Annotated in this window: 27 protein-coding genes; 18 read left to right on the top strand and 9 right to left on the bottom strand. The window is 43.7% G+C overall.

The genetic code is table 11. From position 1 onward, the window contains the following. Positions 1 to 108 precede the first annotated feature (108 nt). From LEP1GSC050_RS21200 to LEP1GSC050_RS06365, 6 genes are all read left to right on the top strand, one after another. Positions 109 to 243: a hypothetical protein gene (locus LEP1GSC050_RS21200; protein WP_020988308.1), complete on the top strand. Its 135-nt coding sequence runs from the start codon at positions 109 to 111 to the stop codon at positions 241 to 243. A gap of 101 nt (positions 244 to 344) precedes the next feature. Then, positions 345 to 2,843, top strand: a complete 2,499-nt coding sequence (locus LEP1GSC050_RS06385) for a hypothetical protein (RefSeq protein ID WP_040911471.1) — start codon at positions 345 to 347, stop codon at positions 2,841 to 2,843. A gap of 8 nt (positions 2,844 to 2,851) precedes the next feature. Next, on the top strand, positions 2,852 to 3,985 hold the full coding sequence (locus LEP1GSC050_RS06380; protein ID WP_040911199.1) for a membrane protein: 1,134 nt from the start codon (positions 2,852 to 2,854) through the stop codon (positions 3,983 to 3,985). Between the two features lie 154 nt (positions 3,986 to 4,139). After that, the gene (locus LEP1GSC050_RS06375; protein WP_010570416.1) at positions 4,140 to 4,346 is read left to right on the top strand and encodes a hypothetical protein; all 207 of its coding nucleotides are present in this window, start codon (positions 4,140 to 4,142) and stop codon (positions 4,344 to 4,346) included. Then, the gene (locus LEP1GSC050_RS06370; protein ID WP_010570415.1) at positions 4,343 to 4,696 is read left to right on the top strand and encodes a hypothetical protein; all 354 of its coding nucleotides are present in this window, start codon (positions 4,343 to 4,345) and stop codon (positions 4,694 to 4,696) included. Before LEP1GSC050_RS06375 ends, LEP1GSC050_RS06370 begins: the two co-directional genes overlap by 4 nt. Positions 4,697 to 4,905: 209 nt before the next feature. Continuing rightward, positions 4,906 to 5,616 (top strand): pirin family protein, encoded by a 711-nt coding sequence (locus LEP1GSC050_RS06365; protein ID WP_010570414.1) that lies wholly within the window; start codon positions 4,906 to 4,908, stop codon positions 5,614 to 5,616. 7 nt (positions 5,617 to 5,623) lie between these two features. Here the strand turns inward: LEP1GSC050_RS06365 and LEP1GSC050_RS06360 are convergent, their stop codons facing one another. Both LEP1GSC050_RS06360 and LEP1GSC050_RS06355 read right to left on the bottom strand, forming a co-directional pair. Next, on the bottom strand, positions 5,624 to 6,658 hold the full coding sequence (locus LEP1GSC050_RS06360; RefSeq protein WP_010570413.1) for a S1C family serine protease: 1,035 nt from the start codon (positions 6,656 to 6,658) through the stop codon (positions 5,624 to 5,626). A 201-nt stretch (positions 6,659 to 6,859) separates the two neighbouring features. After that, the gene (locus LEP1GSC050_RS06355) at positions 6,860 to 7,174 is read right to left on the bottom strand and encodes a putative quinol monooxygenase (RefSeq protein WP_010570412.1); all 315 of its coding nucleotides are present in this window, start codon (positions 7,172 to 7,174) and stop codon (positions 6,860 to 6,862) included. Positions 7,175 to 7,258: 84 nt separating this feature from the next. Here LEP1GSC050_RS06355 and LEP1GSC050_RS06350 point away from each other — a divergent pair, with 84 nt between their 5' ends. From LEP1GSC050_RS06350 to LEP1GSC050_RS21300, 3 genes are all read left to right on the top strand, one after another. Then, positions 7,259 to 8,176, top strand: a complete 918-nt coding sequence (locus LEP1GSC050_RS06350) for an NAD(P)H-dependent flavin oxidoreductase (protein ID WP_040911196.1) — start codon at positions 7,259 to 7,261, stop codon at positions 8,174 to 8,176. A 63-nt stretch (positions 8,177 to 8,239) separates the two neighbouring features. Further along, positions 8,240 to 8,587: a PaaI family thioesterase gene (locus LEP1GSC050_RS06345; RefSeq protein ID WP_010570410.1), complete on the top strand. Its 348-nt coding sequence runs from the start codon at positions 8,240 to 8,242 to the stop codon at positions 8,585 to 8,587. Then, a complete protein-coding gene (locus LEP1GSC050_RS21300; RefSeq protein ID WP_408605397.1) occupies positions 8,533 to 8,688 on the top strand; it encodes a PaaI family thioesterase in 156 nt (51 codons plus the stop codon). Before LEP1GSC050_RS06345 ends, LEP1GSC050_RS21300 begins: the two co-directional genes overlap by 55 nt. A 92-nt stretch (positions 8,689 to 8,780) precedes the next feature. Here the strand turns inward: LEP1GSC050_RS21300 and LEP1GSC050_RS06340 are convergent, their stop codons facing one another. From LEP1GSC050_RS06340 to LEP1GSC050_RS06310, 7 genes are all read right to left on the bottom strand, one after another. Continuing rightward, positions 8,781 to 9,053, bottom strand: a complete 273-nt coding sequence (locus LEP1GSC050_RS06340; protein WP_010570409.1) for a hypothetical protein — start codon at positions 9,051 to 9,053, stop codon at positions 8,781 to 8,783. A 102-nt stretch (positions 9,054 to 9,155) separates the two neighbouring features. Then, positions 9,156 to 9,674, bottom strand: a complete 519-nt coding sequence (locus LEP1GSC050_RS06335) for an MXAN_6521/LA_1396 family lipoprotein (protein ID WP_232225667.1) — start codon at positions 9,672 to 9,674, stop codon at positions 9,156 to 9,158. A 74-nt stretch (positions 9,675 to 9,748) separates the two neighbouring features. Beyond that, on the bottom strand, positions 9,749 to 12,676 hold the full coding sequence (locus LEP1GSC050_RS06330) for an efflux RND transporter permease subunit (protein ID WP_010570407.1): 2,928 nt from the start codon (positions 12,674 to 12,676) through the stop codon (positions 9,749 to 9,751). Continuing rightward, positions 12,676 to 13,212: an ABC transporter substrate-binding protein gene (locus LEP1GSC050_RS06325; RefSeq protein WP_010570406.1), complete on the bottom strand. Its 537-nt coding sequence runs from the start codon at positions 13,210 to 13,212 to the stop codon at positions 12,676 to 12,678. The genes LEP1GSC050_RS06330 and LEP1GSC050_RS06325 overlap by 1 nt, the downstream gene beginning before the upstream one ends. Before the next feature lie 217 nt (positions 13,213 to 13,429). After that, on the bottom strand, positions 13,430 to 14,164 hold the full coding sequence (locus tag LEP1GSC050_RS06320) for a TIGR04283 family arsenosugar biosynthesis glycosyltransferase (protein WP_020987768.1): 735 nt from the start codon (positions 14,162 to 14,164) through the stop codon (positions 13,430 to 13,432). Beyond that, positions 14,143 to 14,775, bottom strand: a complete 633-nt coding sequence (locus tag LEP1GSC050_RS06315; RefSeq protein WP_010570404.1) for a TIGR04282 family arsenosugar biosynthesis glycosyltransferase — start codon at positions 14,773 to 14,775, stop codon at positions 14,143 to 14,145. The genes LEP1GSC050_RS06320 and LEP1GSC050_RS06315 overlap by 22 nt, the downstream gene beginning before the upstream one ends. Before the next feature lie 572 nt (positions 14,776 to 15,347). Further along, positions 15,348 to 16,682, bottom strand: coding sequence for a sterol desaturase family protein (locus LEP1GSC050_RS06310; protein WP_010570403.1), 1,335 nt, complete (start codon positions 16,680 to 16,682; stop codon positions 15,348 to 15,350). A gap of 164 nt (positions 16,683 to 16,846) precedes the next feature. On the opposite strand from LEP1GSC050_RS06310, the gene LEP1GSC050_RS06305 reads away from it, so the two are divergent. From LEP1GSC050_RS06305 to LEP1GSC050_RS06265, 9 genes are all read left to right on the top strand, one after another. Continuing rightward, positions 16,847 to 17,917: a saccharopine dehydrogenase family protein gene (locus tag LEP1GSC050_RS06305; RefSeq protein ID WP_010570402.1), complete on the top strand. Its 1,071-nt coding sequence runs from the start codon at positions 16,847 to 16,849 to the stop codon at positions 17,915 to 17,917. 92 nt (positions 17,918 to 18,009) lie between these two features. Continuing rightward, a complete protein-coding gene (gene lsa14, locus LEP1GSC050_RS06300; RefSeq protein ID WP_010570401.1) occupies positions 18,010 to 18,468 on the top strand; it encodes an adhesin Lsa14 in 459 nt (152 codons plus the stop codon). A 32-nt stretch (positions 18,469 to 18,500) separates the two neighbouring features. After that, the gene (lsa14, locus tag LEP1GSC050_RS06295) at positions 18,501 to 18,929 is read left to right on the top strand and encodes an adhesin Lsa14 (RefSeq protein WP_232225666.1); all 429 of its coding nucleotides are present in this window, start codon (positions 18,501 to 18,503) and stop codon (positions 18,927 to 18,929) included. Next, positions 18,926 to 19,273, top strand: a complete 348-nt coding sequence (locus LEP1GSC050_RS06290; protein WP_020987535.1) for a TRL domain-containing protein — start codon at positions 18,926 to 18,928, stop codon at positions 19,271 to 19,273. Before lsa14 (LEP1GSC050_RS06295) ends, LEP1GSC050_RS06290 begins: the two co-directional genes overlap by 4 nt. Further along, the gene (locus tag LEP1GSC050_RS06285) at positions 19,270 to 19,608 is read left to right on the top strand and encodes a TRL domain-containing protein (RefSeq protein WP_010570398.1); all 339 of its coding nucleotides are present in this window, start codon (positions 19,270 to 19,272) and stop codon (positions 19,606 to 19,608) included. Before LEP1GSC050_RS06290 ends, LEP1GSC050_RS06285 begins: the two co-directional genes overlap by 4 nt. Beyond that, positions 19,605 to 20,342, top strand: a complete 738-nt coding sequence (locus LEP1GSC050_RS06280) for a hypothetical protein (protein ID WP_010570397.1) — start codon at positions 19,605 to 19,607, stop codon at positions 20,340 to 20,342. The genes LEP1GSC050_RS06285 and LEP1GSC050_RS06280 overlap by 4 nt, the downstream gene beginning before the upstream one ends. 1 nt (position 20,343) lies before the next feature. After that, complete coding sequence (locus LEP1GSC050_RS06275; RefSeq protein ID WP_010570396.1) at positions 20,344 to 21,225, top strand: hypothetical protein; 882 nt, start codon at positions 20,344 to 20,346, stop codon at positions 21,223 to 21,225. A 307-nt stretch (positions 21,226 to 21,532) separates the two neighbouring features. Beyond that, positions 21,533 to 22,963 carry a circularly permuted type 2 ATP-grasp protein gene (locus LEP1GSC050_RS06270; protein WP_010570395.1) on the top strand — a complete coding sequence of 477 codons (1,431 nt, stop codon included), beginning with the start codon at positions 21,533 to 21,535 and terminating at the stop codon, positions 22,961 to 22,963. Between the two features lie 68 nt (positions 22,964 to 23,031). Further along, a complete protein-coding gene (locus LEP1GSC050_RS06265) occupies positions 23,032 to 23,976 on the top strand; it encodes an alpha-E domain-containing protein (protein WP_010570394.1) in 945 nt (314 codons plus the stop codon). The last annotated feature ends 8 nt before the right edge of the window (positions 23,977 to 23,984 follow it).

Genomic DNA, 23,984 nt, shown 5'->3' with positions numbered 1-23,984 from the left:
CTTTTTGTGGTTTAATTGTTTTGCACTTGAAAATACATGGTATAGACAGATGGCAAACGGCAGGGATCGATTAGGATTCGCCGAATAGAAGCCATGAGAGGACCGTTTATGGCCTATAAGCTCGACGGGGCGAAATTTCCCACATTGGAAGAGCTCATCACTGCGCTTTATCCACTATACGCGGATAAAATGAGCGAAGCGGAATTCAGAAAATATGTACAGGAAAATGTCAAGGAGGAATAATCTCCTCCTTGTCGTTGTTTTTAAGATGCGACGAATGAACTTAAGGGCGATTTCGTCCTCTTTTGCTTGTCAATCTAGGCGGCCTTGCGTACCTTCTCGCCATGTCTTTTCAATTTAAGAAGTGGAGACTCGCTCCGGCGTGGCGAAGGCCGCTTCTCCTCCTGGCTTCCTTTTTAGTAATCATCATAAAACTACGATTTCTGCTGACCTCCGAGGCCTTATCCGGTTGGAGTCTTCATGCGCAAACTCATTTGGCAGAAACATACGATTCGCTTCTTTCCAGCGGCGAATCCCTCGGCTACGATACTCGGTGGTTCTCCGGGATGCCCGTTTTTTTCTTCGAGCCGCCTTTCTTCTATTTCACCGTCGCGCTGCTGCATAAGACTATTCTATTTTGGTCCCCGCTGACTCTTTCGTTTAACATCGGAATTTTGCTTTCCGTTCTGCTTTTTACTTACGCTTTCATAAAATTCAGCCTTTTGCTTTTGAGCGAAACCAACCATAGAGCGAACACGGTTATGCTCGCGATGTCCGGCCTTCTTTTTTTCTTTCTCTGTTCGGGCGAAGAACCGTTCGGACTTTCCTTGGTAGGATTGTTTAGCGGAACCGTAACCGGGTTTTTCGGGCTGGGGTGGAGTTTATTAGGATTTTATTATTTAGAAAAGTACCGAACAAGCGGCAGGCTTTCGGCCCTTTCCAAATATATGGTCGTCAGCGCCTGCGTTTTCTATTCCGACTTTCCATCCTCCTTGTTTTACGTAATTTCCCTGCTGATTTATTTCTTATTTCTAGGCGAGGAATTGGGCAAACGGGCGTTCTCTCTGGTTTTCTTTCTCCCTATCGTAATCGCTTCTCCCGTTTGGTGGAATTTTCTAAAGTATTCCTCCTATAGAGCGGAAACGTTTCCTTTGGAGGCCAATCCTGGTTTGATTTCCATACTAGGTTCCGGAGCCTTGGCGCCGATCTGGGAAGGGCGGGGAGTCATCGCTTTTTTAACGAATTTTATACTAGGGTTGCACTGGATTCAAGCCGTCTTTCCGATCCTATTCCTGTTCGGAATTCGATCCGTTTTAAAACGCAAGATCTTTCCGCCAGCGTCCAGGTTCGTTTTCTTTGCCAGTTTGATTTTTTATTGGATGGGCGTCGATACGTCTTTGTCGAAATTTTTCCCTGGATTAGGATTCCCCTGGTATAGGGCTCTGGATCTTTCGCTCTTATTTCTCACGTTATCGGCGCTTGAAACGGCCGTTCATTTGTTAAAGAATTTTGAATATAAAACGGTAGGTCAATATTGTATAGGCGGACTTTTATTCTTTGCTTTAATCCGATTTTTTCTCTGGCATCCGGAGCTGGAATGGAAGGAGAACTCCGCATTTCTAAAAGAAAGTCTTTCCGCTTTGGAAATGCAGGATGTGGAGGCTACTCTTTCCGGGCTTCCTAAAAACTCGAAAATATTTCCTGAAACGAATGCTCGTAAAAAATGGGGGGATAGCCCGTTTACCCTGGGATTGTTGATTCGTCGCGCCGGTCATCGAAACCTGATCGGCATGGAGGCTGATGCCTCCCTCAGTTCGATTGCAGTTCAGCCGTATCTAAGCAGGTATCTCCCCTGGACTGCCTGGAAAAAAGAAGGAGCTTACGAGGAAGAACTTTCTCCCGAGGAGGCCGGTAAAGGATTGCATAGGTTTTTACAATCGACCGGGACTTCCTATATTTTGGGTTCCACTAACAAACTTTATAAAATACTAAAATCGAACCCGGACAAATTTCAATTGGTGGAAGGATGGGTCAATTCCGAAGGTCTCCAACTCGTCGACGGAGTGGAGCATATCAATAGAAAATACGAGAAGGAGATGGAAGATCGGATTTCCCTTTTTCTTTTTTCCGTAAAGGGAGCCGGGAGCGATCTTGCCCGATTAAAGGAGATGCCTTGGGCTGTCGCGGATTATAAAGAATTAACCGGCGGAAAAAGTCTCAGACCGAAGCGATTTCTTTACAGTACGAACGAGGCCATTCTATACGAAGGCTTAGATGCGGGAATCGTATTTGCGAGACTTGGAAAAAACGAAATCGAATCGAAAGGATTGAGTTTAACGGACTGGTTTAAAGGAATTGTAGTTTTAAATACGCCCGCGAATAAAGAGGATTGGAAGCACGGATTGAAAGAGAAGTACGGCGAACTTCCGTTCTTGGACAGAACCGAGTTCTTGGGCCTCTTTTTCCCTGTTCCGGGAAAACCGCCTCAAGAAACTTTATCTTTGGCGGAAAATCCCGTTTTACCGACGCTTATGTCGGATGAAACGGTTTTATCGGATAGCGAGATTCCTTTCCGGGAACTTCGAGCGAACGAGAAGGAATTAGTTCACGCTCCAAAGGAATGTTTTTTGATTCGTAGAAGTTACTTCCCGAAGTGGATCGACGCGGACGGTGGAACGTTATTTCAAACCCAACTGAACGAAATCTTACTATGTTCTAAGGAAAGAAAATTCAATCTTTATTTTGATAAGGGAAATTCAGTAATTCTTACTATTGTAATGCTTCTTTTGCCTTTATTATTTATTTTTTCCTCCCTGGTCAAGGGGAGGTGGTTTTTTCGTTGAGTGAGGATATGCATAAGGAATCCGTCATAAAGCCTTATGCAGGCCTGCAACTATTCTCCAATTCGTTATTGGCGATTTTCGGAATCTTGCTCGCTTGGGGGTTGCTTAGCGAGTGGGGTCGGTCCATTTGGGGAGGTGTTCTTCTTCACGGGCTGGAAGGCGGTTTGGTCGGAGCGGTCTGCGATTGGTTCGCCGTTTGGAAAACTTACCGCGCGGTCGAAATTGAAAGCGAAACTATCGCCGAAGAAATCGGTAAATGGGTCTCCTCCGATCTTGTGAACGAGGTGAAGTTAAAGGAATATATGGATCGAATTTTGGACGATCCCGATAATATTTCCGCTCTCTCCCGACTGATAGAGACTCATTTGGGAGGAGAGCAGGAAGTTAGGAAGCTTCTAGATTTGATTTGGGATAAAGTGGAGGAGGATATCGTCCGTTATCTTACGAACTTTCGTTTTTCGGGATCCGATCAGGAAATTTTGCGGGAACTCAATCGCCGGAAGGAAATTTTCGGAACGGTCCGTTTCTTAGTCGGAGAAGCTCTAGTCAAAGCTACCGATCAAGCGGATTTTAAAATGAGAATGGATCGAATTACAAAAAACTTATCCTTCTTCGCAAAACCTCTAGTTTGGTTGATCGATCCTCAAAAAAGGATAAGGGAATTCGGAGAAGGCCTAAAGGACGGGAAAGAATTCGATTCCGACGAAGAGGGAATTTTGTACGAAGTATTTTCCCTATTCTCCGATTGTGCGGATTTATATATCGGTTCCTGGAATGATTTGCCCGAATCCACTAAGGAAGAAGCGGTTCGTGCATTGACCGATTTCGGGAAGGACCAATTGAATCGGTTGGTGACGGATGTGATACTTCTTCATATGGAAGACATCAAGAAATTGGGAAATTTACGCGAGTACGGACCGGCGCGATCGATCTTGGAATTTTTGAGATCCAGAACGAACGCGGGGGTATCCCAATACGTAGGCGAACAGGTCGCACTTGGATTGAAACTTCTCGAACCTAGGCAGTTTCGGATCAACCTGGAGGAAAAAACTCGGAAAGTTTTGGAGAAAATTCGGATCAACGGAAGTTTGCTCGGATTTGTTTGCGGAATAGCGATCGGACTTGCGGATTTTCTGTTTTAATTTAACGTCTTTAATTTAGAAAAATCTTGCCAATCGGCCCGAACTATCGTTTGATTATCTCTCTATGAGTAAGCGAGCATCGTTAGTTCTATTCCTCGCCCTGTTTACAACGGGATGCTACTCATCTACCATATTCTTTTTTAATAATATCCGAATGAAGCCGGTTCCGGTCGATGTACAAAAGGGATTATATAAGCAGGAAGAACAAAGTTGCGACGAAAAAGTCCAGGATCTTATCTACAAAATCCACGAGAAAAATTCTCATGCCACTCATATTCGAGATTTGGAAGTCTACAAGAAGGATGACGGGACTTGGGCAAGTTGTTATCGCCTTAGATACGGCTTGGAGATCACTCGATGAATCGAACATTCAGTCAGGGTTTTTCAATATTGATTGTCTCGGTCTTGATTTCCGGTTGCACGGGAGGAGAAAAGCTTCTCTTTCAAATCGACAGATTGAAACCCGCCAAAGAAAGACCCGCATTTGCGGAGAATCGTATCGAGGGCGAGAGTTGCGTAGGCTGGTTCTTTCCGATTTATTTCGGAAAGTTCGAACCGGATCTTCAGGCCGCTTACGATAATGCCTTGGAAAGAGCTCCTGCAGGAACGCAATCGCTTTCCAACGGAGAAGTATTTACTCGTTTCTTTCTTTTACCTCCTCTAGTCTATATCCGATGCATAGCGATCGTCGGAACTCCCAGCCAAGAATAACCTTAATCGTTAATACTTCGTTTTCGATTTAGTGAGCTCGTTGTCTCGAGCTAATCTCGATTTGACGGTATTCCATAATTGCTTATGAATCCGATTTTCGTCGGATGAAAATCACGTATAGCTCAGAAATATACTTTATCATTGAACTATTGTCTAATTCAATCGTCTAAAAAGTATCCTCGGATTAAAGGAGGATAAGGAAGGATTTCATGGAATCAGTAGTGCATAAGTCGGAAACGCGAGGAAACGTAGATTTTGGCTGGTTGAAATCCAGACATACTTTCAGTTTCGGTTCCTATATGGATGAAAGCCGGATTCATTTCGGGGCTCTCCGCGTATTAAACGACGATGCTATCGCTGGTGGAACAGGTTTTCCTATGCATCCCCATCAAGATATGGAGATTATCACGATTCCATTAGAAGGGGCGGTCGAGCATAAGGATAGTATCGGTACCAACGGCGTAATTCATGCGGGGGAAGTTCAGGTAATGTCCGCAGGAACGGGAATTAGACATTCTGAATATAATCACTCGGAGTCGGAATTGCTAAGCTTATTGCAGATTTGGGTTATTCCGGATAAGAGATCCGTTTCTCCGAGATACGCTCAGAAAAAATTCGCCGTGGAAGAGCGCAAAAACCGTTTTCAATTGCTGGTCTCTCCGGAACATGCTTCCGACGGGCTTTGGATTCATCAAAACGCTTGGTTTTCATTAGGAAATCTTGATAAAGGAGCGGAAGTCTCTTACGAACGTAGGAATAAGAAAGGCGGAGTATACGCCTTCTTGATTTCGGGTAAGGTTGAGATCAACGGGACCGAACTTCTTTCAAGAGACGGAGCCGGCTTTACGACGGGCGACGTTCTTCAGGTCAAATCCCTGGAAAACTCGGAGCTACTTTTGATCGATGTCCCCGAACTTTAAGAAAAGTTTATTTTAGTTCTCTGGGTTCCACGAAAATGGTTCTCAGGGAACCTTCCCTTAACAAACGAATCGTCAGCTTTTTACCGATACTAGACTCGTCCAAAATCTTATGAAGATCGTCCACTCCTTCGATTTTCTTTTCGGACAAGGAAATTACGATATCTCCGTTCCGAATGCCTGCTTGGTTTGCGGGCGAATCCGTTTCCACACTCTGAACTAAAACTCCGGATTCCTGACTGATTCGATTCATTCCGCGCATCGTTATCGGGATCGTTTGATTCTGCCCTCCGATACCGAGGTAACCTCGTTTCACGCTTCCGTGAGTGATCAGTCGAGTGATGACATATTCGGCCGTACTAGAGCCGACCGCAAAACAAATTCCTTGAGCCGGTAAGATGATCGCAGTATTGATTCCGATAATTCTTCCTTTTGAATCAACTAATGGACCGCCCGAATTTCCCGGGTTCAGCGCGGCATCGGTTTGGATCACGTTATCGATCAGTCTACCGGTCCGGGAGCGCAATGTCCTTCCTAATGCGCTAACGACTCCCGCCGTCACCGTTGATTCGAAACCGTACGGATTTCCTATCGCTATGACCAACTGACCGACTTTCAATTTTTGAGAATCTGCGAAACTCGCATGACGATAGCCGTTTCCTCGAATTCTAAGAACTGCGACGTCCGTATATGGATCATCCCCTACGAGCTCGGCTTCAGTCGTCGACCCGTCCGATAATCTAACTCGGATTTTCTTGGCGCCGCTTATCACATGACTATTGGTGGCCAAAAAACCGTCGGGGGTTACTAAGAAGCCGGAACCGCTACCGCCCTCTCCTTTGGAATTATTGGATTCGACTTGTAAGTGAACGACGGCCGGTCCGACAAGATCCACCGCATTTACAACCGACCGAGAATAAGCATCCAATAATTCCGAATCATCGATAACCGAAGTGTTTTCGCTTCGCAAACGAGAATGACTGTCTTCAACGGGATTCGTTTCGTTCGAAACAAGGGCGGCTTTGGAACCTGTTATTCTTACCATTCTATTTCTTGGACCCCGCAAATTTGAGAAAAATCAAAAATGTAACCAAAATAATTACAATTACGATCGGCCTGAAATCCACGTTCCCGTTTTGATAGTTGAAGATAGTAGCTCAGTCGACATTATAGAAGGACCCGTCGAAGCCGATTTCGTGTACTATAAAAGTCGGAGGTTCGATAATTATTTACGAAGAAGTCTACATTATTCTTTTTTCCAGTCCGACGATCCCGGATAAACGGGCTTATAATGTACGGTTGTGGTTCCTTGAGAAAACATATCCGGAACCGTTCTTCTCCAATTTAGAAAATGCGGCGTCTCCAAATGCGATTTTCTAAACCCTTCCGTTTCATACGCTTCGATTAACAGAAATCGTCCTTCGTCGCCGTCATTTTGGAGAAAGTCGAATCGATAAACGCCGTTCTCCTTTATGGATTCTTTTGCGAGATCGGAGCTTATTTGCAAAAATTCTTGGATTTTTTCCGGAAGAATTTTGTAGGAAGAAACCGTTACTATCATAATGCGTTCAATACTAGATTTCGATTTCTAAACAGCCAGAAAAAAAAGATGGATTCGCTGGCTGATAAGTAAAAGCTTCTCTTCATGAAAATACGTACATCTATCACCGATATGCTCGGAATCGATCTCCCGATCATCGGTGCTCCAATGTTTCTTGTTTCGTATCCGGATCTGGTCGTCGCCGTATCGGAAGCGGGGGGACTGGGAACTTTTCCCTCCCAAAATTATAGAACCATCGAAGAATTGCGGAGAGGGCTGGAGGAAATTCGCTCCAGAACCAAGAAACCTATCGGTGTTAACTTAATTTTGCATAAGGATCATAATCCGAATTGGGCTAAGCATTTGGAAGTGCTTCTGGAGTTCAAAGTTGAACTTATCATTACAAGTTTAGGAAGTCCTCGGAGCATAGTAGGAGAAGCTAAGTCCGTCGGAACAAAAGTTTTTTGCGACGTCACGACTTTAAAGCATGCCAGAATAGTCGCTAAGTCCGGCGCGGATGCTCTTGTCGCGGTCGCGCAGGGTGCGGGTGGACACGCAGGAGCGATCTCTCCGTTTAGCCTGTTTCCGTACTTGAAAAAGGAAGTCGGATTACCTGTTATTGCAGCAGGAGCGATCAGCGGAGGAGCGCAAATGGCTGCCGCACTTTCGTTAGGAGCGGATGCAGTCTATATCGGGACCAGGCTTATTGCTTCCAAAGAGGCTTCCGCCTCCGAAGAATATAAGCAAATGATTGTGGACTCTCCTCCCGAAGAAATCGTATACACTGAAAAAATTTCCGGGATTCCCGCAAACTGGCTGCGACGTTCGGTTGAGAAGGCTGGTGACGATTTTCATAACAATCGAACCCATAGTATCGACCAGGAATTTAAACGTTGGAAAGATATCTGGTCAGCGGGTCAGGGAGTCGCCCAGATCGATTCCGTTTTGCCTGCAGGTGAAATCGTTCGAAATATGGCGAAAGAATACGGCGAAATTCTCGGCAAATTACCGAGGCCGGGATAATTCAAACCTTGGTAATTTACGAATCCGAACTTTCATTTTTGTATTAAGGATTTCGAAATAACGATGAGCCGAGAATTTAAACCTAGAGGCGCCGATTATAGAGAAAGAGTTAAACAAATTTTTCTAGAAGCTAATTTTGTTCGCTTATTAGAAATCGAATTACTCGAGATCGAACCCGGTTTGATTCGAACTTCGTTAGCTGTTCAGGATAAACATAAGCAGCAGAATAACTTCGTTCATGCCGGAGTGATCTCCACTTTAGCCGATCATAGCGCCGGCGGCGCCGCAGGAACTCTTATCGGAGAACAGCAGGTAGTTCTTACTCTGGAATTTAAGGTTAATTTATTTAGACTCGCATCGGAGATCGTCTCCGATGCGAGTCTAAAGTTATCTATCAGGGGAAAACGATAATCGTGGCCGAATCGGAAGTCTTTGCGGAGCATCAAAAAAGGGAAAAATTGATCGCAAAGGCTACCGTAACTCTGGCAGTCGTAGGAGAGCTATACGGTTAGACTAAAGCCGAATGCTTCGATTCATTAAATGAAATTCGCCGGCCTAGCTTTAAATGCAAAGGCAAGACGAGACTTAGCGAATCGAAAAGACCTCATTTGTTGTTCGAAAAGCTGACAGGAATCAGATGAAAAACGCCGAAGATAAAAACTTGAGCTGCATCCGATATTTTAAAGCCGCCTCTTTGCGGAGCCCTTATCGTATAGATAATCGTCTCGATTACATGAGCTGCCAGTATCGCCCAACCGAAAAGTATAATGATTCCGTCATATTGCGGGATTAGACGAATAATTTGAAATAGAAGGCCGATCCACAATAGCCAGAATAGGCCGGTTACGGTCTTAGAAATCGAATTGATTGCGTTCATCAAACCTCCTGGGAATTTCCCAATTCGCCGCTTATCCGAACCTATAATTCGAAAAGGTCAAGAAAAACTTAAAGTATTCGTAGCGAACGCTATTCGCGTTGTTTACGATTGAGACTCTATTTCTATCTTCTCATCCTGTTCCGCTTCATTCAGTACAGGACCCGTTAATTCGTCGAATAGGGCCCGGAGCAGATGATAGTAAGGAACCGCTTTCGACGCTACGGATTCTCCAAACTTCTGAGTATACGTTTTGCGGAGCGATTGCTCGTCTTCTCCATCCGTCGAATATGTGGCGGATGCTAATGCTTCCCAGAGAATAGTATTGGAGGAACAATTCTTTAATTGTCCGAGAGCCGATAGCCGAATTTCGGATTTTCGAGACTCTTCCGTAAGTTTCAGCGTAAAGATTCCCTGTGCTTTTCCCGGCAAGCCAGAGCAATCAGCGCCTTTATTTTTCGGATTCGGGTAGACTATGAATTCCTTATGATGAGCTAGATACTGTTCGGACATCGACTTTGCCATCCCGGATTCCGGAAGCCCGATCGAAGACGTCGAATCTAAGATCACTACGACTCTTTTGAATTGGGTTAAGGATTTTTCAAATTCGGGTGCAGATTTCACATAACGCACCGTACAATTTGAAACAAGGCAGAAGACAAAAACGAAAAGTAAGGTCGGTATCTTTCTAAAACGCATCATTTAGATTTCTTTTTTGGGATTTTTTTCTTGGGCGAAAGCTGTGATTCTGTCTTGCCCTTGGCTATTCTTTGGTTCGGTTGAATCCGGAGTGCCTCGGGAATCTTCGCTTCCAACGTCGGTTCTTCCGTTTCCTCGGGTCCAAGACCCAAAGGAACCGTTTCGGATTCCTCGGACTTTCTGGAACGGTATGCCAATTCCAAGATTGCCGGCAGAAGGGTTAAGGCGATTAAGAGGCAAGCGGCAATCCCGATCGTCGCTACTTTTCCGATGGAATGCAATCCTCTTTGATCTGCGAGTAATAATGCACTCCATCCAACTAATGTAGTTAACGTGGATGCAATCACTGCCGGTCCAACCATCGCCATGGCTCTAACGATATCGTGGTCCTCCCTAAAACGATAATAGATATATATTCCGTTTTGGATTCCGTACCCGATCACGACGGGAAATACGAGGACGTTCATAAAATTGAGTTTTAGATCGATCAAAGCCATAAAGCCCACCGTAACCAAAATTCCCAAAAGCAAAGGAATCAATGATAGTACGGCCGGCAAAAAGGCTCTATAAAAAAGAATTAATACAACGATCACTAAAAACAATGTGATAAAGAATGCCGCAAATCCCTCTTTTTGAACGATCAGGATCAAATTTGCAAAAAGCATCAAACTTCCCGCAGTGCTCGTCTTGAACGTGTATGATCTTACTTGCGCGACAGTTTTATAAGGTTTATGCTCTAAGATCGTCTCGACTGTGCCGGGTAGAATCTTTAAGGAAAGGAATTTTTCCTTCGTATATGAATTCAATGCGACAAGAAGAGCCTTCTCCTCCGATTTTGAATACGTTTCTTTACTCGGTTCAATAAAGCCCTTTCCGGCGATACCTGTGGAGTATAAAATAGTATTCAAATTTCTGCGGGAAATTTTCGGTATTTCCAGTTGTCCGACTGCGGCAAAGAATTCCAATAGCTTCCCGCCGTGCCAGAGAGCCACTTTAGGGTAAAGAAAGACAATATGGCCTTTTTCTTTCGAAGAGGGAATTTCCTTAAATTGGGATGCGAAATAGTCGGGAACCTCTCGGTATCCGTACGGTTTTACCGAAAGAAACACTTTTGCTTTAGGAAGATATTTTCTCTGCTCGGGTTTTAGAAACGCCGGTTTGACGGGCTTCATATCTTTCGAGACTTGATCCAGGATTTTACGATTCGCTAATTGTTGACCATAGGGTGGTACGAAGTTCCAAAGCGAAACGACTTGATCTACCGAACCGGAAATTTCCTCAGGGACCGGATTCATATAATCGAATACGGCTTCGGATTCTTCCAAAGTATTTACGACTATAGCCTGCGGATCCGACGAAATATCGAATCGATCGGAAATCTCATCGTAGAGATTTACGGATTCTTGATTTTCGACGAGTAAATTTCTGCCGTTCACGTCGAACTCTACTTTAGGGGCAAAGAACCCGAGAAAGAGAACGGCCAATACTACGATTGTTGCAAGCAGCCCGGGTCTGGAATAAAATTTTCTTAATATTCGAGAAGGAGTCTGTTGTGCTTCGTTTAATAGAAAAACTTTTGATAAGCGCGGGAACCATTTTAAGAGTAACGTAATTTGTATTGCTGTGACTGCGTACATCGTCACTGCGATTACTAGAGTTCCGTAGGTCGCTATGATTCCGAATTCGCTAAAGCCCCTAAACTCCGAAAAGGAAAGCACCACGAATGCCGAAGTGGTAGTTAAGGCGGAACTTAAGGAGGCTACACCAGTATGATAAATCGTATCCTTGATAGATCGAATTAAATCCTGCTTTTTGGTAAACTCTTCCCTAAATCGATACAAAAACTGAATTCCATAGTCGATTCCCAGACCCATTAATATGGATCCGATAATGCTGGTGATGCTATTTAGCTCTCCGATAAAAAACCCGGTAATTCCGAAAGTTATCAATAACCCGGAAAAGAGAGAAAAAAGAAGCATAGCAATGAAAAGGGGATTTCTGAAGAACAATAAAAGTAAAAAAGCGATTCCCGCAAACGATGCAATTCCGATCGGCTTCAATGCGCCTATCAAAGTCTCGTAATCGTCTTGATTAAGTTTATAGGTTCCGGTATAACCCGCGTAAACGCCGTCCTTTTCAAGATGGGATTCTTTTACAATGGCTTGGATTCTTTGATCTAGTCGTTTGTCAAAATCGATATCTACGAAGGATCCGGTCGGTTTGATCAGTAATAAGAGCATCCCCTTGTCGGGAGAAATATTATATTCGTCGAATATATCTCGCTTTGCTAAGCGTTGGTATTTGGAAATAATATCGGTAAAATCCGGGTTATATTCCTCATCGGTCAGCTTTATGAAGAAGGGGTTCGCGCGCTCAACCTCCTCTTCAATTTTTCGTTTGACTCTCTTTCGTATTTCGGTCAAGTCTTCCGTTTTTAAAAATAAAGGAAGTCTATCTTGTAAAAAGGAAACGTTATAACGATACGATACGAATCGAACGAATTCCTTATCGGCTAAAAATAATTCGGCGAGTTTTTCGGAGGATCGTTTTAGGGCCCTTTCCCTCTCCTTATAATAGGCTAAATGTTTGCGCTTTTCCGCATCGGCAAGATCGAGTTCTTTTTTTTGCAGATCAGTGTTGCCTTCCCGCTTAGCTTGGAAGGCTTTCACCAAGTGGGAGGTCATTCCCTTCTCGTCTTTAAACTTCAGAACTACGGTATAAAATCCGCTTCCTCCGACCATTTCGATAACTTTACGCGTGATAACGACCGAAGGGTTTTCCGGCGGTAATAATTCCAGATTATTGCTATTTATCGATAATCGAGTCGTGTAGAATGCGGAAACGAAGAGGAAAATTAATAAGCATATTGACGATGTAACCGGACGAGTGAGTACTGCATCAGTCGATTTAGAGAGAAATTTTCTCATCAATTTTTAGCCGCTTTCTGAACTAAGGCGATCGTCCCTTTGACTCCATTTTTTTTCAAGGACGGTTCTATATTTTTAGTGCGATTGATGTCGGTCGCGAGCTTTCCTTCAGTTTCAAAATCCGTAATATACCAATTTCCGTCGATCTCGGAAAGGATCCATGCGAAGGAAACTTGGTCAGAACCTTTATACAAAATTGAGGAACCGATTCTAATACGCTTATCTTTTAGGATCGGTTTTTCATATGTGATATCTATTTTGTCGAAATATTTTACCGCAATCGGAAAAGCCTTATTTACTATATATTCGGCGATTGCATTTTCGAATTCCTTTCTTTCCCCATCCGAAAATTTAGACGCACCGATTAATGATTCGGAAAATCGACCTACATGGATTAAAGCCAAAGCCTTATCATTTTTTTTATATCGAATAAAACCGACCAACTTTTTAACCGTGGAAAGAGACGATTCCTCCGGAGAGACGGTTGTTTCTGCCGGAGGCGCAGACGTAGGTTGCACTTCTTCGGAAAACAGCATAGTATTTGCGAAGAACAGGATGCTAATTAGAAAAATTCGGGTTTGTTTCACGAGTCGTACCTGATATCGGAAGGGTCCGAGGAGTTTTATTTATGTCCGAAGGTTGCCGATGGCTGAATGGATCGAACTTTTCGTACAGTACCCGGTAAGGAAGTTCTAAGTCAACGGAAATACCCCCCGCAAACTTACGTTTCCGTTTAAATAAAGATTTACCCTTTTACGAACGGACTGCTTTCTTTTTTTTTGCAAGAAACCGATACGATTTCTCGATTAAATTAGGTCCGGCTCCAAGTATAAAGAGGAGGGAGCAAATAAAATAAGTGAACTGCAATCTGAGTATTCCAATTTCTGCAAATTTCCTAGAAGAAACAATTATACGAGAGTCTAAAACGTTAAATGAACTGACTTTACGAATTCTCCGAACAATCTCAGAATCTTCCATTAAGTTCCAATCTTCTCTGAACCCGTCGCATTTTGAGAAAATCTCCGTCGTTACGAATAGTCCCTGATCACCGAACCTTAATAGGTTCAGGTCTCCGTCTTTGTAAACGGCGTTCAGCTTTAACCACCAATTTTGCGAATCATAACGAATGCAAAAGCAACCTGCCGGATTGCCTTTCTTCACGCTTGATCGGATAGAGTGGAAATAATCTATCGGCGGAAGGCAATCCGCATGGAGGAAGAATAGAATTTTTCCTTTAGCGAACTTCGCGCCCAGGTTACATTGAGACGCGCGACTTTGAACGGGTGAGTCGATTAACGTTACTCGATATTGGGAGATAATATGTTTCGAATTGTCCGTACTTCCGCCGTCGACTATGATAATTTCAAGATTTTCATCCTTTCGATTTAAGGAATCGAGTCGTTCCAATAGTATGGGGAGAAAATTTTCTTCGTTATGGATGGGGATAATAACGGAAATCTTTGAATTTAAGAGGAAGTCCTTTTCCATGTTAAAATCCCTTTTGATTCGCATTCTTGCAGATCTTTTAGAGTATCGATGTCGCTTAAAACGGGAAGTAAACCGACTTTCTTCCCCGCTTGTCGAACTTTCTCTAAGCTTACACCTAATACAGTGCTTGTACTCCATTCGATTCCTTGAAAAAGTTCAGGAAAGTCTTTCTTCAATCCAACCAAATAGTAGCCCCCGTCTTTCGCCGGACCATAAACGACATCCTTCTCATCTAAAATTCGGAAAGCCTCCTTTAAATGAAACTCTTGGAGTTCCGCGCAGTCGCTACCGATTAAAATGGCCGAGGAATATCCGTTATGAGACGAGTATAGAAATGCGCTTCTCATTTTTTCGCCTAAATCTCCGCCCTCTTGCACTTTTGTAATCAAAGAGGAGTTCCCCCAATTCTCAGATTCACTGGAATCGGGAAGAAATGAATCGAACCATAGAATCTTGGGAATATCAAGAGGGCGCACGCATTCTCTGGTTTTTTCCACTAAGGCAAGATAGACTTCTAATGCGGCTTTTTCGCCAATGTCCCCAGCGAGCCTCGTTTTTACTCGTCCTGCAATCGGATTCTTTAAGAATATATGTAAAATCGGATTTGGCATTCGAACTAGTAAACCGTGAAATAAGAAGTTATGCTTTTCATACTTATTCCCGTCTAAAATTGAGCAATTAATTTACATTCTATTGAAGTAAAAACATGCCTTCGGACGATGCAATATCCGATAAAATCGAAAACTCATGCCCCGAGGCAGTCGAGAATCCTGGCGGGGATGGAAATTTGTTATCGGTCCTTGAAGCTGTTTTTCGATAACGACGGAGGGTCGTAGGTTTCAAAGAATAAGTAAATTATGAAAAACAGATATATTATCTTTATTCCGATGTTCGACTGATTGAGTGTTTAACTATTTCGCAATCGATTTCAATTCTAAGGAAAAATTCGAGAGATCGATCGAATGAAAGTAATGAAGCCTGTATCAAGACTATTATCAGGTTACAGTGGGAGTTCATACACAGACTGTAGACAAAAAGTGGTTGTCGCAAAGTCCCGTTTGTGATAAGTAGGCGCTTCGTGACCGTTAGAGTCGGGCGGGGGTACCACCGATCCGGCCCCCACCCAGGAAGGGTGGGGAATCAATCCGCCGTCCTTCCTGGATCCACTCTAATTCCCGGTTCTCTAAGCCGTACGGCTTTGAATTTCTTTTGAAGGATCGATTTCCTTCCAGCTGGAAAATGATTGCCTATAAAGTAGAAACCAGGCGACGGATAAGAACACCAAACCGCCGATAATCGCAAGATTTGCCTTGCTAAAACCGAATAGAATTGCTGTCGCGATTAAAATCGCAAGTCTTGCGGGTTCCATATAAAGCGCCCATCTTTTCAAATCCAGGATTCCTCCGATTGAAATCAAAGAAAGAAAACTTAGGATAAAAATCGTATATTGAACGTTAACCGGAATGACGGAAATTTTTACGAGCATCGCAAAGGTTCCGGCGACGGTTGCTGCGAACCAAACCAAGGAGTATGCGGTTAGTCCGGTTGGCAATGAAACATCATATTTTTTGAAAGTTTTCTCGCTCACTTCTGGAATCGGGTACTGTCCGCCCAATTCCTGGGGTCTCCAACCGGGCACCGCAACGAAGACTTTAATTTTGTCGATCCATCTAGAGGATTTCCAGGCAAGTTCGAACATCTCCCACCAATAATGTACGTTCGCCCAAAGCGGATTGAAGCTTCGTAGAGGTTTTACAGTTCCATACACCGGAACCTCTTCTTCCTTCTGGAAAGTTCCGAACCATTTGTCGAAGACGATTAGGGTTCCTCCGTGGTTCTTATCGATGTATTTAGGATTGATTCCGTGATGCACTCTATGATGAGAGGGCGTATTGAAAATCGCTTCGAACCACGAAGGCAGCTTGTCGATCGCTTTTGTGTGAATCCAAAATTGGTAGATTAAGTTCAGCTCTCCGTTTAAAATCGTGACAATCGGAGGGAATCCTAATAATGCGAGAGGTAAATAGAATACCCAGGAAAAGAGAGAGTGGAAGCTAGCTTGTCGTAAAGCAACCGTTAGGTTATACTCTTCGCTCTGATGGTGAACGACGTGTCCTGCCCATAGAAAATTGACTTCGTGACTGAGACGATGATTCCAATAATACGCAAGATCGTACAAAACGAAGCAGGCAACCCAAACGAAGAGAACGATGGACATCGACCAGGTCCCGACGGAGATACCGAGAAGATCATGCGATGGCATCCAAGAAACTCTTTCGCTAGGCCAGGCTGGAAGGTCGAAAATTCTCCAATTTTGATATACCCATAGGTAAGCCAGAAAAATAATCGTCTTGAAAATGATTCCGAATATTTGACTCGAGACTCCTGCGCTCAAATCATTAATCGAGTCGTTTAAGCGATATAGTCCGCGTTTCTTGTACCAGGAAAAGAATAGTTCCAATCCAATTAGCAGGAAAAAGAAAGGAATTGCGATGGTGATAAGGTTTATTTTTTCCATACGTTCGTTCTCCTTAGATGATCTCTCCTTAAATTTATAGGGTCAATCCAAAACTAGCGCGGCAATCGGATTCCTACTTTTGTCATAACGATTGGCCGAAAAAATTCAAGACTGAGCGGATGCCGGTTGACTAAAATAAGAATAGTTTCGAACAATCCTCCCTTATGGCTTCGAAAGAATGGTTATTATATGGGGCGAACGGATATACGGGCGAGCTAATTGCTCGCAGAGCGGTTTCTCGCGGAATGAAGCCTGTTCTTGCCGGTAGAAGTCCCGCAAAAATCGAAGCTCTTGCAAAGGAGCTTAGGTTGGAATATAGAGTCTTCGGTTTAGAAGACTTAGAGACGATAAAAAAGAACATTCGTTCATTTTCGCTTGTCCTTCATTGCGCGGGACCTTTCATTTCGACATCAGTTCCGATGGCTGAAGCATGCATCGCGCAAAAAGTTCATTACCTGGATATTACGGGTGAAATTCCGGTATACGAATCTTTGTTCTCGTTGAATCAATCTGCTCAGGAAGCGGGAATCTTGCTCCTTCCGGGAGTCGGTTTTGATATAGTGCCGACGGATTGTGTTGCTGCCGCCTTGAAAAAAAAATTACCATCCGCGTCCGAGTTGGACCTTGCTTTCGTCGGCTTAAGCGAAGTTTCTCCTGGAACGATGAAAAGCGCCCTCGCTCAACTTCCTTATGGTTCTAAAATTCGAAAAAATGGGGAGCTTGTCGGAGTTCCTCATCTAAGCTCGAGTAAGACGATATCAATTAAGGATAAAACATATCGAGTATACGGAATTCCTTGGGGAGATGTGTTTACTGCATATATTTCAACGGGCATTCCGAATATACAAGTGTTCACCGATATTCCCGAAGGACAGGTTAAGGCGATGAAATATTTAAAGCCTTTCCTAACCATATTAAAGTTTTCTCCTATACTGAAATTGATGCAGTTCCTTGTAGGAAAAACGGTCAGAGGGCCGGGGGAAGAAACTAGAATAAATGTGAAGACTCGCGTGTGGGGGGAGGTTCGAGCTCAATCCGGAAAATCGATTTCTTTACTACTGGAATGCAAAGAAGGTTACGAGTTCACGATTGAATCTTCTATTCTCGCCGTGCAAAAAGTATTGAATTGGAAGGGCGGAAAAGGAGGCTTTCGCACTCCTAGCTTAGCCTTCGGTTCCGACTTCGTATTAGAAGTATCCGGCTCTAAATGGGAATTCATTGAACGGAAAGAATAACTCGATTCGTCGGCTGTCGTTTTGACTTTCGCCGAGAAATTCGGTTAAAAAATTTCTTTACACTTTCGATAAACGCATAATATTTCTTTCGCATGAACGAGACCTTTTTAATTCGCAATTTGCACAAAATCGTTCTCATTCTGTTTATCGGATCGCATTCCTTTTGTTCCGGCATCAATATACTCACGGTTACGAACGCGGAATCTTCCACCCATCCTGTCGTAGGCGATTCCAATTTTCTCCAAATTTTATCAAAGGGAAATTGGATCTTCTCTAGACAATCGGCTATCAGCGGGATTCCACAGCAAGGAGAAAGCTTAATTTCTTCTTCTGCATGTAGTAGAAGTTTTATAGGCTTAGTCGGCTGGGGGGATTCCTCACTGGAGGAAGTTCTGCGACAGTCAAATATTAAGAAAATCGCATTCGTGGAATACACTCAGGAAGCATGGCTTTCCGGCCTTTTGTTTCATTCCTTTTGCACTGTTGTAAGCGGAGAAGGAAATGCGTCGGAAAAAGATTCCGCGATTCTTAAGGAGAACGATCCTCGCTGATCGGAATGTATAAAACTCCAGTGATTTTAAAAATGAAGATTAATATCCTCTTGATTCTACTTCTCTGCCTTTTCATAAAATGTACCGGATGGAATCTTTTGAGCGCCGGATCTCCAAGAATCGAGACTCATCCGATTCGCGGTGGAAGCAATCCGGCTCAATCGATTTCGCGAGGAGGCTTTCTTTTTTTCGAAACAAGTACCTGGACGGGAGATCTTTCAAAATCGGAACCGACAGATTTCGGAGAATCCTGCGCCTATAGCATTTTTTCCATTTATGCTTACGGTGATGCTAGTGTGGAAGCTTCCATTCGGAACGGAAATATTCAGGATGTGGGTTTTGTAGAATTCGATCAGATCGCAGTTTTAGGGGGCACAGTGTATCAATCTTTTTGCACGGTTGTTTGGGGACGGAGAACCGAGTCGATCCGCCCCGCGCGTTCCGACGGAGAAAAAAAATGAACCAGCCCGGAAAGTCTTACGTTATAATCCGAATCTATCTTTTACTATTGGTCTTCTTCGTTACTACTATAAGTTGTGCCTCAGGGCCCGTATCGGGTCTACTCTATTCGAAGACTTCGTTTCCGGGTACGATCAATCCGGACGCCTCGGTTCGCAGAGAGTTGAGGGCTCAAGGTTGCGTACATAATTTCCTGACTCTTTTTTCCGTAGGCAATGCGGGAGCTGGCGAAATCGCTTTTAAGAATGGAATTGGACGAGTCTCATTGATTGATCATTCTAGCATGCAAATTCTGACTCTTCTTTATCGAAATTATTGTACGATCGTGATCGGAGAGAAAGGATGAGGAGTTGGATTTTCCGTTTATCGATCGCTTTGTCGATTGCTTGCATTTCCTGTACATCGACGCCGGAACCCGGTTGGATTTACACGAATAATAAATACCATTTGTCGACGGACCCGGCGGGACATACCGTCACTTCGGCTAGGATTTTGAAAAAGGGAGAATCCTGTACTTTCGGATCGGTCCTTTTTTACTTCGGCTATTACGGACAGCAGGTTTCTTTAAAGGAAACTCTCCTTAGGAGCAAGATTTCGAAAGTCGCCCTAGTGGATCGAAGCACCGAAAGTTATCTGATGGGGTTGGTCTATTTCGATTGTGTCGAGGTCTGGGGGGAATGATTCGAAACCGAAATCCTCTAACTCCAGCCCAATGCGGTCATCGTGGAGTTTTAAAATTTCTTAATATTATTATTCTATTATCTCTCTTTAACTGTATTTCTTTGCGAGTTTACGTCCCTCGTACATATCCCAATCCTCGCGACGGCTTCGTGCAATGGAAAAAATACAAGGATCTAGGAACGGACGTAGGATCCGGTTCCGTCGTCGAGCCGTCGATTAGCGTCGAGTTTCCTGAAGAATCTAAGTCCCAGTTTGCCAAACGCAATCCTAGTTGGCTATTTTTGGCCCCCAATTATCTAAAGAACGAATATGGCCCGTTGACTTCTCTCATGAGAAAGGAATTTTCGGAACATCCCGACGAATACAAGGGAAACTATCGGATCCTTATAAAGAGATTCGATTTAGCTACTAAGGACAATTGGATCGTACATCCGTTTACGAATCTTGTTAGCGTAAATTTCGAAGCGGATGTTTTTTCGCCGGGAAAGAACGACCCGATTTGGCAATTTCGTTTTCAAGATAGCATCGAATCCGCGACTACCGACGCTATGTTCGTTATCTCCACGATTTCGATTATCGGATGGATTATTTATATGCCGTATCTCGGTTACAGGGGGAATCGAGAAGACCAATTGAATCAACTCGGTCGAATTGCTTTATTAGAATTTTTTGAAGGATGGAAGCGTCATCCTGCGCTCGGTTCCTCGCTTAGCCCGTCCGGAAAAAGAGACTAGGATGCGCGGAACTACGTATTTATCCCTACTTCTTTTTAGCGCCCTTTTGCAGTTCGGATGTCTATATTCGGCCGAAAAAAGGTACACGATCGGACAGCCTTACGATCCGAACGAGGAGTATTATTTTTCGGAGGATAATCCTCAGTTTGAAGAGGGGGTTCCGAATAGTTTCCTAGACGGGTTGGGAAATATCTTGGGAGTTTTGAGTAAAATCGTAATCGGAGATAAGCGAATGAGTAATCATAGAATCTCCGAGGAGACTAAGAATTTCTTAAAGGAATATATCAAAGATAATAATCTTAGCGATGTCAAGGTCCGTTTTAACCAATATTCTCCGGGCGGCGATTTTATGAGACTCTGGCGATCTAAAAACGTGAACCCTTTATTAAAATGGACTTTCGGTTTGCTTACCTGGGTTTTGGAACTGGCTTTTCCCGAGCGAATTTTTGCGAATTGCGGCATACCGTACGTATGCGGTGGGGATCATTATAATCCCTATACGAATACGATTCATATTTATTCCGATCTTCCTGCGGCAGCAGTACATGAGGGAGGACACGCGAAAGATTTTTCGCTTCGTAAGTATAGGAGCATCTATACGTTCTCGTACATGATTCCGATTTTGGGAACGTTCTATCCTGAAGCCCGAGCGTCCGACGATGCCATTCGATATTTTAGGTATCGATGCGATCTCGCGACTCAAATGCATGCATTCCACGTTTTATATCCCGCTTACGGGTCCTATATAGGCGGTCAATTCATCGGATTGGTTGGAGTAATTCCCGGATATATCGTCGGATCCAGGAGTGCTACGGAAGTCTTACGCCAAGAACCTCCTCGCGAATGTCAGATCGCGAAAGAATTGGAATCTAAGAAAAAATAAATTTCCAAATTAATAAAAACTATTCAATCTTCTAATCTTGCAATCTAGACGCTGCCCCAATTTTAGCTAGAATTGCTACAAATTCTTCCCAAAGTCCTCGATTTTCCCCAGTATAAACTCTCGCCAGAAATCCCTGAATTCGCGAAAACCAGTCTTCGAAATTTGCATTTTGTTCTTTAGTGGGTATTATTGCTTAAATACTATACAATAAAAAATAAATAGATTAAAAAATAGGCGATAAATCCAAATTCTGCTTGTTAAATAGAAGGCATGGCCGTAACTTCCGGTAAGAGATGGAGGAATTTCTATGCTCCTGACAAACTATCAAACAGATTCATTTTATGATGAGATGTTCTCGCCCGAAGGCGGGATTCGGCAAAGTTACCATATCTTGAAATCCAGAATCGAGGGGATGGACGACAAGGAGCTTTTCAAACGCAAAAGCTCTGCGGAAAAAGCTCTACTCTCTTTGGGAATTACGTTTAACGTTTATGGTGATGAGGAGGAAGAGGAAAGGATCATGCCTTTCGATATTATTCCCAGAATCGTAACGGCTCACGAATGGAAAAAATTAGAGGAAGGGTTGAAGCAGCGAATTCGAGCGCTCAATCTTTTCGTTCAGGATATCTACGGCGAAGAAAAAATCATCAAAGATGGAATCATTCCTGCGGAAATCATCTACAGCAGCACCGGTTACTTGAAGGAATGTAAAGGAATCGTTCCTCCCAAAGGTACTTGGATTCATATCACCGGAACGGATCTGGTTCGGGACGGGGACGGTAGAATGCTTGTGCTCGAAGATAATCTTCGCTGTCCATCCGGCGTCTCTTATGTATTAGAAAATCGTGAAGTTATGAAAAAGACGTTTCCCGAATTGTTCGCGAGTCTTTCCGTTCGTCCGATTTACGATTATCCGATCCGACTGCGAGGCATGCTCGAACATATTTCGGGAAAACCCAATCCTAGTATCGCAGTTTTGACTCCGGGAATTTATAACTCCGCCTATTATGAGCACAGCTTTTTAGCGTCTAAGATGGGAGTTCCTCTAGTTGAAGGAACCGATCTGACGGTTAAAGATGATAAACTGTACATGAGGACCACTCACGGATTGAAACAGGTGGACGTTCTTTATCGCAGGATCGACGATATCTTTATGGATCCGAAGGTATTCCGTAAAGACTCCTTGCTCGGAGTGCCCGGGATTTTCGAAGCTTTTAGAAAAGGAAACGTGGCTTTGGCAAACGCCCCAGGTACCGGAGTCGCCGACGACAAGGTAATATATTCTTTCGTACCTGAAATCATTAAATATTATCTAGGCGAAGAGGCGATCATTCCGAACGTTCCAACTTATCTCTGTTCGAGGGAAAAGGATTTGAAATACGTTCGGGAGAATATCGCGAATCTAGTGGTAAAAGCCGCGAACGGTGCGGGCGGATACGGAATGATAATCGGTCCTGTTGCAAGTCAAAAGGAGAGAGAAGAATTCATTAAAAAGGTGGATGCGGATCCTCGAAATTACATCGCTCAGCCCGTGCTAAACCTTTCCCGTGTCCCCACTTTAGTGGAGGATAAATTGGAAGGCCGTCATGTCGACTTACGTCCGTTCATTCTTTATGGAGAAGATATTTATGTGATGCCTGGTGGGCTGACGAGAGTCGCTTTGCGAAAAGGATCTTTGGTAGTGAATTCCTCTCAAGGCGGAGGATCCAAAGACACTTGGGTGATGGGTCAAGGATGAGTAAATAGGCACCGGGTAAATTCCCGGCAAGCGGAACCGTAGTAAAAAACGAACTAGAGAGGTTTCCTATGCTGAGCCGAGTCGCCGAATCCGTGTATTGGATGAATCGATACATGGAGAGAGCGGAGAATTATTCCCGCTTTCTCGATGTAAATTTCCAGCTTTCTTTGGATTTAAACGAAGATGCCAATCGTCAATGGATGCCGTTGGTCTACACGACGGGAGATAACGAGCTTTTTACGAAGAAATATTCCCTTCCGACGAAGGAGAATGTCATTCACTTTATGAGTCTGGATATCGAAAATCCGAACTCTATTATGAATTGCTTAATTAGGGCCCGTGAAAACGCGAGAACGATTCGTGAGAATATTTCCACGCCTATGTGGGAAGTGATCAACGAGTTTTATCTCACATTTAGGACGAGAAAGAGATTCGAGGAATCCGACATGCCCGGGATCGCCGAATTTTTTAAATCGATTCGGAATCAATGCTTATTATTTTACGGATGCCAAGAGGCCACCATTTCACACGACGAAGTTTGGCACTTCGCACTGCTGGGGCGGTTATTGGAAAGGGCCGATAAGACGACTCGGATTCTGGATATGAAATATTTCATTTTGCTTCCGTCTCATGAGGAAACCGGATCGACTTTGGATTTAATTCAATGGCTTTCTCTTTTGAAATCTGCGAGTGCTCACGAGATGTTTAATCGGATATATACGAGGATCACGCCTAAAAATATAGCTCAATTCTTGATCTTGGATAAGCTGTTCCCTAGGGCGATTCGATTTTGTTTATCCAAAACTTTCGATAGTCTAAAGATTCTAAGTGGTACCGACAAGGATTCATACGCGAACGAAACGGAACGTAGGGTAGGATTGTTGTTATCCGAAATGAATTACGCTTCCATCGACGAGATTTTCGGAACGGGTATGCATGAATATCTGGATCAATTGCAGGTAAGATTGAACGGTATTGCGTCCGAATTGGACGAAACGTACTTCAGGAATTAATATTTACG

Source organism: Leptospira broomii serovar Hurstbridge str. 5399, assembly GCF_000243715.2.
GTDB classification, from domain to species: Bacteria; Spirochaetota; Leptospiria; order Leptospirales; family Leptospiraceae; genus Leptospira_B; species Leptospira_B broomii.
Note: the sequence above shows the minus strand (reverse complement) of the source record. Positions and strands in the feature narration are given on the sequence as shown.